This window comes from Sulfurimonas marina (genome assembly GCF_014905095.1).
Classification (GTDB): domain Bacteria; phylum Campylobacterota; class Campylobacteria; order Campylobacterales; family Sulfurimonadaceae; genus Sulfurimonas; species Sulfurimonas marina.
Genome location: NZ_CP041165.1, coordinates 465,565 through 478,109 on the forward strand (window position 1 = coordinate 465,565; position 12,545 = coordinate 478,109).

A 12,545-nucleotide genomic window follows, 5' to 3' on the forward strand; every position below is an offset into this window, starting at 1 on the left:
ATTATGGCAACGGTAATTTCAAACGAGTCTATTGAAAAACATAATGTTAACAAATACAACTTTAAGGTGATCGCTTTTGGTGCAAAAGATGAAGAGACAAAAGAGGAACCAAAAGTAAGTATTGAACCGCAGCTTACAGATGAGAAAGTTGATTCGAGTGCATTAAGTGACAATACAAAAGATTCTCTGATCGAGTCTTTGATGAAAAAAACAGATGAGATGTCTTCAAACTTTATCAAGTTACAGATGAAACTTGAGGCAAAAGAGGAGGAGTTTCAAGCTCAGCTTCAAAAAGCAAAAGAGGACTCATTTGCAGAGGGCCTTGAAACCGGTGCTAAACAAGCACAGGAACAATTGGCATCTGGTATGCAAAGTACTATAGAACTTTATTCTACATCAATCAAGAAGTTGGAAGAATCAGCTAATGAGTTTAGAACATCAATCGAATCTTTGAAAAATGAGCTTGTATTGGCAGCACTTGATATCGCAAAAGAGGTTATCAAAGTAGAGGTTTCAGAGAATTCAAGTGAGATAGCAAAAACACTTTCAGATGAGCTTATAAAAGATTTACAGGGTGCTTCTAAAATCACCTTGAAAGTAAATCCTAAAGATCATAGTGTAATATCTCAACATCTAGGAAACATAGAAAATATAACAATATTATCAGATAATGCCATAAGTGAAGGTGGTGTTGTAGTATTAAGCGATGCCGGTAATATTGATGCACAAATACAAAAAAGATTTGAAAGAGTAAAAAAAGCAGCTTTAAGTGAGTAAAATGAACATTAAAGAAAAAAGCGTCGAAGAGCTGGAGGCTCTTTGTGGTGATATAAGAGAAGAGATATTAAGAGTTGTAAGTAAAAATGGGGGTCATTTAAGCTCAACACTTGGTGCAACTGAACTTATTATCGCTATGCATAAAGTATTTGACAGTAAAAAAGATCCATTTATTTTTGATGTATCGCATCAAGCGTATGCGCACAAACTAGTAACGGGAAGATGGGAAGCATTTGATTCTCTAAGAACTTTCGGCGGTCTTAGCGGCTATACAAAACCGAGTGAAAGTGATGATGATTACTTTGTAGCCGGACATAGTTCTACATCAATCTCTTTAGGTGTAGGTGCTGCAAAAGCGATAGCACTTAAAAATGAGCAGGATGAGCGTGTCCCTGTAGTTATGATCGGTGACGGGTCGATGACTGCGGGAATGGTGTATGAAGCACTGAATGAACTCGGTGATCGCAAATACCCGATGGTGATTATATTAAACGACAATGAGATGTCTATTGCAAAACCAATTGGAGCTATGAGTAGAATGCTAAGTTCTGCGATGGCAAGCCCGTTTTATCAGAGATTTAAAAAGCATACAGAAAATTTTGTAGATAATTTCGGTGATGGTGCCCGCTATATCGCCAAACGTATGGAAGAGTCGTTAAAACTTGTAACTCCGGGAATTATGTTTGAAGAGATGGGAATAGATTATATCGGTCCGGTTGACGGGCATAACCTTTCTCAGCTTATAGATATTTTCCAAACGGCAAAAAAACTGAAAAAACCTGTGATTATCCATGCACAAACTCTTAAAGGGAAGGGCTATGAAATAGCTGAAGGACAAGAGGAAAAATGGCATGGAGTAGGGCCATTTGATATAAGCAGCGGAAACAGTGCAAAGAAATCTTCTGCAAAATCAGCAACACAGATCTACACTGAAGCGTTAATGGATTTAGCCGATAAAGATGAAAAGGTTGTAGGAGTTACTGCCGCTATGCCGAGTGGAACAGGTTTAACACCTTTAATGGAGAAATACCCTGAACGTTTTTGGGATGTTGCAATTGCTGAACAACATGCCGTAACATCAGCATCAGCTCTTGCAAAAGAGGGGTTTAAACCTTTTTGTACGATCTATTCAACATTCCTGCAGCGTGCATATGATCAGGTGATTCACGATACTTGTTTAATGGACCTCCCAGTTGTATTTACACTCGATCGTGCAGGGATTGTAGGTGAAGACGGCGAAACACACCAAGGTGCGTTTGATATCTCTTATTTAAGAGCTATTCCAAATATGACCCTTTTAGCTCCAAGAGATGAAAAAAGTTTTCATCAGGCTATGGGATTTGCACATCAGTACCAGCATCCATGTTCTATCCGTTATCCAAGAGGTGCGTTTATAGCCTCTGAAGAGTTACCGGAATCACAACCTTTCGAGTTGGCAAAATCTCAACTTTTACAAGCGAGTGAAGGGGATATTCTTTTTATCGGTTACGGTAACGGTGTGGGACGTGCGGCACAAACTGCTAAGCTTTTAGAAAAAAATGTAGCGCTTTTAGACCTTCGTTTCGTAAAACCTTTAGATGAGGTGATGTTAAAAAATCTGGCATCAAAACATAAAAAATGGTTTATCTTTTCAGACAGTGCAAAAATGGGTGGGGTTGGCAGTGCAATTTCGGAGTTTTTAACAAAAGAGTTTATTAGTGATGTGCAAGTTGTGAGCTTTGAGTATGAAGATAAGTTTATTACTCACGGAAATACAAAGCTTGTTGAAGAGTCTTTAGGCCTACTCCCTGAGCAACTTGTAAAAAAAGTGCAGGAGTTATCGTAACTCTACCACTGCACTAAAACGTCCAGTTTGTCCTTCCCCTCTATAAGAGTAGTATTTATCTGTATTGCAACAGGTACACTTATCTGATATAGTATAGTTTTTAATCCCTAACTCTTCAAACTGTTTTTTCAAAATAGCAGGGATATTAAGATAATAACTGCCGTTTTTTTCTTCGATCGCAAATGAAAGCCCAAGCCCTTGTGCCTCATCTGCAATCTCTTTGCCGACCTCATAACAACAGACTCCTATAGCGGGGCCTACAATAACGTCGATATCATCAATTTTTGAGTTATATTTGTTCACAAAACTTTCAAGCACATTTTTTGTAATATTTTGGAATGTACCCTCCCTACCTGAATGGGCAACTGCGATCACATTTTTGTTTGGATCGTAAAAAACAATAGGGCTGCAATCTGCTACCATCACCATTAAAGGAGTATGCTTTTTATCTGTAATTAATGCATCACATGTGGGAGGGTTATTAAAATCATCTTCTTCTGTAATTACATGAACAATATCAGAATGGATCTGTTTCATATGGACAAGGTCTGTATGATTATAGTTATGTTTAGATGCCAAGGCTTTATGGTTGGCTATAACATTGTCTATTTTATCTCCGACATGAAATGCGATATTGCCATCACACTTATCACTAAAGATTAATAAAGGCTTTTGATTTAATTTCATATAATGATTATAACAAAAAAAGGCGAAGGTAGTTTTTGTGAGTAAACTTAGTTTATTTCCCCCGACTTTAGAGGGGAAGAGTGTAGAAGAAAAGCGGCAAGAGATAAAAAAATATTTTAATAACAGTTTTGACCTTTTTGAAAAACTGTTTGAACTTTTAAAAGATGATGATGTATTTTATAAAAAGTCAGAACCTACTCGTCATCCTATGATCTTTTATTTTGGACATACTGCTACTTTTTTTATTAATAAACTTCTATTGATGAAAATTATTACACAGCGGATAAATCCTGAATTTGAATCTCTGTTTGCGATAGGTGTAGATGAGATGAGTTGGGATGATATGGACCAATCCAATTATAGCTGGCCTGAAGTTAAAGAGGTAAGGGAGTATCGTAATCAAGTTCGTACATTAGTGAACTCTTTGATCGATACCCTTGAATTTTCCCTTCCTATTACCCAAGAATCACCTATGTGGATTATCTTGATGGGGATTGAACATGAGCGGATTCATATAGAAACATCTTCGGTTTTACATCGTCAAATGCCTATAGAATTTATAAAAGAGGTTGAATCTTTTTCTTTATGTGAATATGCAGCCAAGAATATAAAAAATGAGATGATTACAATAGAGGCTAGTTATGTAGAGCTCGGTAAGTCAAAAACACATAACTTATACGGTTGGGATAATGAGTATGGCGGTTACAGTGAAGATATAAAAGAGTTTCAGGTTTCAAAGTATTTAGTAAGTAACGGTGAGTTTCTGGAGTTTGTTCAGAGCAATGGGTATGAGAAAGAGGAGTTTTGGAGTGATGAGGGCAAAGAGTTTTTAAAACGCAGCGGTGCAAAACATCCCCACTTTTGGATTCAAACAGAGAAAGGATTTAACTACAGAACCCTTAGTAGAGTTATCCCTTTACCACTAAATTGGCCAGTAGATGTAAATGCCTTAGCGGCTGAAGCATTTTGTAATTTCAAATCGCAACTAGAGGGGAAAAACTATACATTGCCGAGTGAAGCGGAATATATGGCAATCTACAATCAATCAAATCTCAAAGATGTTCCGGAGTTACATGAAAGCAGTGCAAATATTAACTTTTACCACTATGCTTCATCTTGTCCTGTCGATCAGTTTAGTTTTTCTCTTAAAAACGGCTCTGTAATTTACGATCTGATTGGGAATGTGTGGCAGTGGAGCCGTACACCGATTCGAGGTTTTGAAGGGTTTGAGCCTCACACAGCGTATGATGATTTCTCGACACCCACTTTTGATGAAAAACACGCTTTAATACTCGGTTCCTCTTTCGCAAGTACAGGAAACTTAATAATGAAACATTCCCGTTATGCATTTAGAAGACACTTTTTTCAGCATGCAGGTTTTCGTTATGTGATCTCTCAAAACAAAGAAGATGATGAAAATATTTATGAAACAGATGAACTGGTTTCTCAGTATTGTGAATTTCAATATGGAAAGAGTCACTTTGGAGTTGAAAATTTTGCGATCGCGTGTGCAAAAGTTGCTCAAAAATATGCAATAAACAAAGAAAAAGCACTTGATCTTGGCTGTGCAACAGGGCGTGCTACTTTTGAGCTTGCAAAGTATTTTAATGAAGTGGAGGGGATAGACTTCTCTGTTCGTTTTGTAGGTGTGGGTACGAAACTGCAAGAGGATGGGAAAATAAGCTTTCAAGTAAAACAAGAGGGTGAAATAGTTGAAGAGAAAACTCTAACTATTGAGGAGTTAGGCTATGAAACACTCAAAGAGAAAGTGAGTTTTTGGCAGGGTGATGCTTGTAATCTAAAACCTCGTTTTGAGGGATATGATTTAATCCTTGCAACAAATCTGATAGATAGATTGTATAATCCTAAACTTTTTTTGGAAGATGTGCCAAAAAGATTGAACAAAGATGGGATACTGATCATTACATCTCCGTATACATGGCAGGAGGAATCGACTCAAAAAGAGCTTTGGCTTGGCGGATATTACGATGAACAAGGTAAGGAAGTAAGTACGTTAGAGAGTTTGAAACAGATTTTAAAAGATCAGTTTGAACTAGTAGGAGTAGAGGATTTGGAGTTTGTGATCCCTGAAACAAAGAGAAAATATCAACATACTATTTCAGAAGCAAGTATTTGGAGAAAAATTTGAGTTATGACTTTACAAGTTCCGCTGATCGAAGCGGGAGTAATGCAGAAAAATACAGTTTAAGAGAGGAACTCTTCGGTACAGAAGATGTACTTCCTGCATGGGTGGCAGATATGGATATAGATACGCCCGATTTTGTTTTAGAGAGTGTAAAAAAAAGGCTGGTTCATCCTGTAATTGGATATGAAGAGTTTCCAAAAAGTGCTTTTAAAGCACAGATAAGATGGATGAAAAAACATCACGGTGTAGAGTATGATCTAGAGGAGATGTTTTATTCCCACTCTGTGGTCGCCTCTATGCAGGTTGTGATTGAAGCTTTTTCAAACAAGGGGGATGAGGTGATCGTCCAAACACCTATATATCCTCCCTTTTTTCATGCGCCGGCACATATGGAGAGAAAAGTAGTAAAGAACCCATTAATGCAACTAGAAGATGGAACTTATACTTTTGACTTGGAAGATCTAAAAGCAAAGATTACAGACAAAACAAAACTGCTTTTACTCTCATCCCCCCATAATCCTGTTGGGCGTGTCTGGACAAAAGAGGAGCTTGAAGCACTTCTGGAAATATGTAGAGAAAACAATATTATTATATTTGCCGATGAGGTACATTGTGATCTTGTATATGAACCAAACAAACATATCCCTCTGGCTTCGTTAGAGGGTGCTAAGGAGAGAGTAATAACAGCTATAGGTGTTGGAAAAACATTTAATATGGCCGGTTTTGCAGTAAGCAGCATTGTTGTTCCAAAAAATCTTCGAGATAAGTTTAAAAAAGCGTATGACAATGTTCATTTTGCACAGGGTAGTGTTCTGAGCCACGTTGCGTTTGAGAGTGCTTACAATAACGGAGAAGAGTGGCTCAAAGAGTTGAAAATACATTTGTATAAAAACTATATGATGCTCTCAGACTTGGCTGATAGATATAAAGAGTATATTGAATTAACACCGATTGAGGGAACTTATCTTGCCTGGTTGGATTGCAGAAAAATGGATCTGAATAACAAAGTATTACGAGAATGGTTTGTAAAAGAGGCAAAACTTGGACTCAATGCAGGGCTTAGTTTTGGGAAAGAGGGGAGTGGTTTCATGCGCTTGAATTTTGCAGTTTCATCTGCTAAAATGGCGCAAATAATTACACAACTACAAAATGCTTTGCAAAGGATGAAAACAAGATGACAATTGACTGGGATGCATACAAGGATCATAAGCAATACAGCGTGAGAGATGATAATTTTGAAATAACTTTAGAGTTTTTAAAAAGTTATTACAATATGACAAATCCTTATGATATTTACGATGCTTTAAAAGAGGATGATATCGGTCAAATGATGTTAAAGAAGCGCAATATTACCGATGCGGCAACATTAGAAAAAATTCTATACACGATTTAATGTCACAAGATTTAGAAAAGATAGAGGCGTTTATAGAGCAGCACCATGTCCTGACTCTCGCTACATGTGATCAAGAGTGTGTGAGTGCCTGCAGCCTATTTTATGCATACGACAAAGAAAAAAAAATTTTTGTCGTTGCAAGCAGCGATGATACCCTTCATATAGAACAGATCCAAAAAAACAATAGAATTGCCGGAAACATTTTACTTGAAACTAAAGAGATTGGAAAGATCCAGGGGTTACAGTTTCGCGGAATATTTAAACAAAACAATTCAAAAGAGTTTAGCCATTTATACTTTAAGCAATTCCCTTACGCTTTGGCTTTAAATCCTAAACTGTGGAATATTGAAGTTGATTTTTTCAAATTGACCGATAATCGTTTGGGGTTTGGTAAAAAGGTTATTTGGCCTTAGGTTTTTCCTGAAATAATGAACAAGGGGTTCCGCTGCTGGAAAAAACAACTTGTGATGGGAGTTGCTTTGATTTAAAGCCGTATGCTTTACATCCATGGGGTTGAGAAGCTTCCCACGTTACAAAATAATATTGACATCTTCTACAGTTAATTCTTTTCATACTTATACTTTCTTTTATGAACGCTATTGTACAATAAAAGCCTGAGAACTTCTTATATTAGTTTAGATGAAATGCTGCACAGACCGTAGAGAGGATTTGTTATTGAATCTATACTAATATAAGAAGTTTAATAAGAAAGAAAGAGGGAAAATGAATAGTAAAATTCTTTTAATGCTACAACTGCAAAATCAACTGAACGATGCTACAAATGGTGATGAATGGACAAAAGGGCTTACAAAAAACGATAAAGTGATCAACTGGAGACGCTGCATATATATGGAATGTGCAGAGATGATCGATAGTTTTTCTTGGAAACATTGGAAAAATATTTATCAAGAGCCTGATTGGGATAACCTGCAAATTGAAGTTGTGGATGTATGGCATTTTATAATGTCTTTAGCAATCGAGAACTATCATCAAGAGATGAAAGGTGGTATCGAGGATATCGCTATGATGATCTCAGATCTTGAAGCTCTTCATAGTATAGAAAATGAAGGTTCTGAAGAGTATGCATTAGACAATGCTGTAATGCAAAAAGTTGAAGAGATTATGAGTTTATCATTATCAAGAGACTCTTTAGAGTTAAATAGACTTTTAACTGATTTCTTTGAACTGGTAAGTATGAGCGGCTTAAACTTAGATACATTGTATCGTCTGTACGTTGGAAAAAATATTCTAAATCAATTCCGTCAGGACAACGGTTATAAAGACGGCAGTTATGTAAAAGTTTGGGGGAGTGAAGAGGACAACGTTGTTATGAAACGTCTTTGGGAAGAAAACCCTGATCTTAAACCTGATGCCCTCTACAAAGAATTAACGAAAGCATATCACGCGTTTGTAAAGTGATTTTATTTGGATAAGATTTTAGAGATTCAAAATTTAGAGTTTGGATATAGTCGGGACAATATCTTATTTTCCGATCTCAACCTCTCTTTAAAAAAAGGGGAGTTCAAATCTATTACCGGTGCAAGCGGTGCGGGTAAAAGTACTGTATTTGAACTTATTCTCGGAAATCTAAAGCCGCTTCAAGGGAGCGTGAAAGCAAGTAAAATTTCTCAAGTATTTCAAGACCCTTACAGCTCATTTCACCCTAGTTATACTATAATCAACCAGATTAAAGATGTAGCGCCTCTTGACGAACTGCAAGAGTATTTGGATATATTACAGCTTGAAGCTGAGCTTTTAGAACAGTTGCCCCATAAACTCTCAGGCGGTCAACTGCAACGTGCTTCAATACTTCGTGCAATGTTAATGAAGCCAGACCTTCTGCTTCTTGATGAACCTACATCAGCTCTTGACAATGTTATACAGTTGGATGTGATGCAGATGCTTATAAAACATCTCGATAAGATGGGGATGTTACTTATTACACACGATTTGGATTTAGCAAAATGGTGCAGTGATGAGATTATTAAGATTTAAAAAAGTGGTTGACTAAATAGTAGCCGCTTCCCGCCATTAAAATAGTACCAAATAGGTTTAGTGCCATATTTACAAATGCAAGTGCTAAACTTCCACCCTGAAGCAGTAAAAAACTCTCCATTGCAAATGTTGAATAGGTTGTAAGTGCTCCAAGTATCCCTGTTGAGAGAAAAGATTTGAAAGCTACGGGAAGTGAGGAGTAAAGAAAATAAGCTACTAAACATCCCATTATAAAACTGCCTAAAAGGTTTACACCAAGAGTTCCAAAAGGGAGATCGTGAGGCAGTTTATGTGAAATTACACCGTTTAGATAGGCTCTAAGAACTGCTCCGATAAAACCGCCGCTACCTATTGCCAGTAGCGTTTGCCAACTCATCATCGTAAACCTTTTGCATAGTATCGTGGAGATTATTTAACCAATCTGGATCGCTTTTATCGGCAATAAAGGGCTCTAAAAAAACTACAGTAATGTTTCTTGGCATATAAAAAAATGTTTTTACATCGTAACAACCGGCTGTATCGATTAAAACAACAGGCTGTACTTTTAGTTTGTACTTATCTGCAATAACTTTTGCACCTGCTTTAAAAGGGAGCATTCTTCTAGTACGTGAGCGTGTGCCTTCAGGGAACATTGTAATAACCCTATTTTTTGAAAGTCTGTCTTTTGTCGCTTTTAAAAGCTTTACTAATGATGTTTTGCTCTCACGTTCTATCTCAATATCTTCAGGCAATCTCATAGCAAGACCGAAAAAAGGAACATGAAACAGAGCTTTTTTTGCTACCCATGCAAGATCTTTTTTTGTTGTTGTCTCCATTACACCGATATCTAGGTCACTTTGGTGGTTGACTAAAAACATCTGTACATCTTCAGCCTCTTCACCTTTAATTGTAGTGCGGAAAAAAGTAGTGACACGAATAAACCAAGATGAGATTTTTCTAGGGTAAGGTCTAGGTAGAATAAAGTGCAGTAATATTGATAAGGCCAATGCAGTAAATATTATAACTGTTGCAAAAAACCAATTAATATGAGCAAGTATCTTCATTTTTGACCCAACCTATTTTTTCATTTTCTAGTCGAACTTTAATATAGTTCTTAACACTTCCCTCTTTGAGAAGATATTTTTGATTTTCCGTAACTTCAAAAATTGTTCCGTTATCTACCGGAAGGAGATGGATAGAAGCATCTTTTTTTATACATACTTCTTGTTGCGGTGTCGCTATGAAATAGATATATCCTAGCGGGAAAACAACTAAAATTAAATAGATATATTTTTTTCTCCATACAATCAAAACTGCAAGCAGTACAGCGACTGCTATAGCTATGTACATTTTTATTTTTTCATGTGATTGGTTTTGAGGTTTGAGATCTGTTTGTGTCGCAACACTGTCATCATCTACAATAATAGGAATTTTTATATCTAAAAATTTATTTTCAAGGAGGTTAAAATATGAAAATGTAAATGTTTCATATTTTTTATCAATCACTACAAAGTAAGTAACCTTACCATTTTTAAGTGATTGCTTCAAAGACTCTTGCCCCTGTTTGTATACATTCTTAAAGTGCATAGCATTAAGCATGGAGTTTTCAGCCGTTGCACTAAACACTACAATATTGTGTTTATTGTCATAGCTTGTAGTTTTGTAGTTTTTCAAAGAAAAGCTGTCTGCAATTACATGTGAGAAATCTCTTTGGGGATTGAGCGTAATAATATTTAAGTCACTACCCTTAATTGTAGTAGAATCATACTCCTGTGAGCTTACAAGATATGCTTCTATATCGGGGAGCTTTGCTCTGCTAGATGTAAGGTAAAGTTTAAAAGTATCGTAATAAAATTTACCCTTTTTTACTCTGTAGGGTACTTTATTTAAAACACGGATGCCTTTATGATCGCTAAATTTATATTTTATATCTTGAAAGTTTTTGACAGTAGAGAGAGTCTTTACTGTCACATCGAAGATTTGCCCTTTTATCACTCTTTGAGGTACTTCATCGTAACTAAAGTAGATCACTTTATTTGCGAATAAAGCACTAGTAATGAGAGAGAGGATAAAAAGAGCTCTTACAATCACGACTCTAAAAATCCTTCTAACATTTTTACACCGTCATCACTACCAAGTACTGCTTCCATAGCACGTTCAGGGTGTGGCATAAGACCAAATACATTTTTCTCTTTATTACAAACACCTGCAATAGAAGCTACACTTCCGTTAGGGTTTTGGATATTACCCTCAGCATCTGTATATCTTAAAAGAATTTGGCCGTTTGCTTCAAGCTCTTTAAGTCCATCTTCATTAATGTAGTAGTTCCCGTCATGGTGAGCAATAGGGATATTTACAACATCACCGTTATCAAGTTTTTTCAAAAATGTATTGTCATTATTCTCAACTTTTAAGTGGTGGTGCTTTGAGATAAAATGAAGATTTTCATTTCTTTTTAGTGCACCAGGAAGAAGACGAGATTCTGTTAAAACTTGAAAACCGTTACAGATACCTAAAACTTTCCCACCCTTAGAAGCATATTCTTTTACAGCTTGCATAACAGGTGAAAATTTTGCGATAGCACCACTTCTTAAGTAATCTCCGTAAGAGAATCCACCAGCAACAACTAATAGGTCTGTGTCTGCAGGAATAGATTCTGATTTATGCCAAACGATCTCTGTTTGTGCACCTAGTTTTTCAAATGCATACTGTGTATCATATTCACAGTTTGTACCTGGAAATTGTAAAATTGAAACTTTCATTATACTAGCTCGATCTCGTAGTCTTCAATAACAGTATTTGCTAAAAGTTCTTCACACATTTTAGTAACTTCGCTCATAGCTTTTTCTTTATCACTCTCTTGAAGTTGTAATACTATTTGTTTTCCAACACGAACATCTTCTACACCATTGAAGTGTAATGAATCTAAAGCATGATGTACAGCTTTTCCTTGAGAATCTAATACACCTTGTTTTAAAGATACGTTTACAATTGCTTTCATTCTTTCTCTTTTCCTTGAATTTATTTGTTTAAAATACGGTTTAGTACTTCTTCGTAAGCTACTTTAAGTCCACCTAAACCTTGACGGAATCTGTCTTTATCCATTTTCTCACCAGTTTCAGCATCCCAGAAACGGCAGTTATCCGGAGAGATCTCATCGATTAAGATAATATTACCATCAGCATCTTTACCGAACTCAAGTTTGAAATCAACGAGGTTAAGACCTTTTGTCGCAAAATAAGGTTTAAGTACATCATTTACTTGTCTAGCCATTCTGCGAAGTTTGTCTAATTCATCTTGGTAATCTACAAGACCTAAGATAAGTGCATGTTGATCGTTAAGTTTTGGATCACCTAAATCATCATTTTTATAGTCAAATTCAACTAAAGTAAATGGTAAAACTTTTCCGTCTTCAATTCCAAGGTTGCGTGAAAGTGAACCTGTGGCAATATTTCTTACAATTACTTCTATTAAGATAACATCAGCTTTTTTATGAAGCATATGGTTGTCATCTAACATTTCAACAAAGTGTGTAGGGATTTTATTATCCGCTAAAAGTTTGAATAACTCTGTAGAAATTTTATTATTTAAAGCACCTTTGCCGGCTTCACTAGATTTCTTCTCCCCATTAAATGCTGTTAAATCATCTTTAAATTCAGATATTACTAGGTTCGCATCTTCAGTAGACCAGATTTTTTTTGCTTTACCTTCATAAAGAAGTTCTTTTTTTTCCATGTTAAAAA

At 36.1% G+C, this 12,545-nt stretch carries 16 protein-coding genes; 8 read left to right on the plus strand and 8 right to left on the minus strand.

Going from position 1 to position 12,545, the window contains the following annotated elements:
• Positions 1-3 precede the first annotated feature (3 nt).
• Both fliH and dxs read left to right on the plus strand, forming a co-directional pair.
• The gene (fliH, locus tag FJR03_RS02475) at positions 4-777 is read left to right on the plus strand and encodes a flagellar assembly protein FliH (RefSeq protein ID WP_193114088.1); all 774 of its coding nucleotides are present in this window, start codon (positions 4-6) and stop codon (positions 775-777) included.
• A gap of 1 nt (position 778) precedes the next feature.
• A complete protein-coding gene (gene dxs, locus FJR03_RS02480) occupies positions 779-2,602 on the plus strand; it encodes a 1-deoxy-D-xylulose-5-phosphate synthase (RefSeq protein WP_193114089.1) in 1,824 nt (607 codons plus the stop codon).
• Here the strand turns inward: dxs and pgeF are convergent.
• Entirely contained in the window at positions 2,594-3,289 is a 696-nt protein-coding gene (gene pgeF, locus FJR03_RS02485; protein WP_193114090.1) for a peptidoglycan editing factor PgeF, read from the minus strand. The genes dxs and pgeF overlap by 9 nt on opposite strands.
• Before the next feature lie 37 nt (positions 3,290-3,326).
• On the opposite strand from pgeF, the gene ovoA reads away from it, so the two are divergent.
• From ovoA to FJR03_RS02505, 4 genes are read left to right on the plus strand one after another with little or no spacing between them, the layout of a single operon-like run.
• Positions 3,327-5,438 (plus strand): 5-histidylcysteine sulfoxide synthase, encoded by a 2,112-nt coding sequence (ovoA, locus tag FJR03_RS02490; protein WP_193114091.1) that lies wholly within the window; start codon positions 3,327-3,329, stop codon positions 5,436-5,438.
• Positions 5,435-6,613, plus strand: coding sequence for a PatB family C-S lyase (locus FJR03_RS02495; RefSeq protein ID WP_193114092.1), 1,179 nt, complete (start codon positions 5,435-5,437; stop codon positions 6,611-6,613). The genes ovoA and FJR03_RS02495 overlap by 4 nt, the downstream gene beginning before the upstream one ends.
• On the plus strand, positions 6,610-6,828 hold the full coding sequence (locus FJR03_RS02500) for a hypothetical protein (protein WP_193114093.1): 219 nt from the start codon (positions 6,610-6,612) through the stop codon (positions 6,826-6,828). The genes FJR03_RS02495 and FJR03_RS02500 overlap by 4 nt, the downstream gene beginning before the upstream one ends.
• On the plus strand, positions 6,828-7,241 hold the full coding sequence (locus FJR03_RS02505; protein ID WP_193114094.1) for a pyridoxamine 5'-phosphate oxidase family protein: 414 nt from the start codon (positions 6,828-6,830) through the stop codon (positions 7,239-7,241). The genes FJR03_RS02500 and FJR03_RS02505 overlap by 1 nt, the downstream gene beginning before the upstream one ends.
• On the opposite strand, the gene FJR03_RS02510 is transcribed toward FJR03_RS02505, so the two are convergent.
• On the minus strand, positions 7,228-7,401 hold the full coding sequence (locus FJR03_RS02510) for a uracil-DNA glycosylase (RefSeq protein ID WP_193114095.1): 174 nt from the start codon (positions 7,399-7,401) through the stop codon (positions 7,228-7,230). The two genes, FJR03_RS02505 and FJR03_RS02510, sit on opposite strands and share 14 nt — an antisense overlap.
• Before the next feature lie 150 nt (positions 7,402-7,551).
• Here FJR03_RS02510 and FJR03_RS02515 point away from each other — a divergent pair, with 150 nt between their 5' ends.
• Together FJR03_RS02515 and FJR03_RS02520 are read left to right on the plus strand one after the other, a co-directional pair.
• Positions 7,552-8,247 (plus strand): dUTP diphosphatase, encoded by a 696-nt coding sequence (locus FJR03_RS02515; RefSeq protein ID WP_193114096.1) that lies wholly within the window; start codon positions 7,552-7,554, stop codon positions 8,245-8,247.
• Between the two features lie 6 nt (positions 8,248-8,253).
• Positions 8,254-8,823, plus strand: coding sequence for an ATP-binding cassette domain-containing protein (locus FJR03_RS02520; RefSeq protein ID WP_193114097.1), 570 nt, complete (start codon positions 8,254-8,256; stop codon positions 8,821-8,823).
• Here the strand turns inward: FJR03_RS02520 and FJR03_RS02525 are convergent.
• Genes FJR03_RS02525 through purC form a run of 6 tightly spaced genes read right to left on the minus strand, consistent with a single transcriptional unit; the run spans position 8,813 to position 12,537 of the window.
• On the minus strand, positions 8,813-9,199 hold the full coding sequence (locus FJR03_RS02525; protein ID WP_193114732.1) for a fluoride efflux transporter FluC: 387 nt from the start codon (positions 9,197-9,199) through the stop codon (positions 8,813-8,815). The genes FJR03_RS02520 and FJR03_RS02525 overlap by 11 nt on opposite strands.
• Positions 9,168-9,866, minus strand: a complete 699-nt coding sequence (locus FJR03_RS02530; RefSeq protein ID WP_193114098.1) for a lysophospholipid acyltransferase family protein — start codon at positions 9,864-9,866, stop codon at positions 9,168-9,170. Before FJR03_RS02530 ends, FJR03_RS02525 begins: the two co-directional genes overlap by 32 nt.
• Complete coding sequence (locus tag FJR03_RS02535; RefSeq protein ID WP_226962157.1) at positions 9,844-10,893, minus strand: hypothetical protein; 1,050 nt, start codon at positions 10,891-10,893, stop codon at positions 9,844-9,846. The genes FJR03_RS02530 and FJR03_RS02535 overlap by 23 nt, the downstream gene beginning before the upstream one ends.
• A complete protein-coding gene (gene purQ, locus FJR03_RS02540; RefSeq protein ID WP_193114099.1) occupies positions 10,890-11,564 on the minus strand; it encodes a phosphoribosylformylglycinamidine synthase subunit PurQ in 675 nt (224 codons plus the stop codon). The genes FJR03_RS02535 and purQ overlap by 4 nt, the downstream gene beginning before the upstream one ends.
• A complete protein-coding gene (gene purS, locus FJR03_RS02545) occupies positions 11,564-11,803 on the minus strand; it encodes a phosphoribosylformylglycinamidine synthase subunit PurS (RefSeq protein WP_193114100.1) in 240 nt (79 codons plus the stop codon). The genes purQ and purS overlap by 1 nt, the downstream gene beginning before the upstream one ends.
• A gap of 20 nt (positions 11,804-11,823) precedes the next feature.
• Positions 11,824-12,537, minus strand: a complete 714-nt coding sequence (gene purC, locus FJR03_RS02550; protein ID WP_193114101.1) for a phosphoribosylaminoimidazolesuccinocarboxamide synthase — start codon at positions 12,535-12,537, stop codon at positions 11,824-11,826.
• Positions 12,538-12,545: the final 8 nt, after the last annotated feature.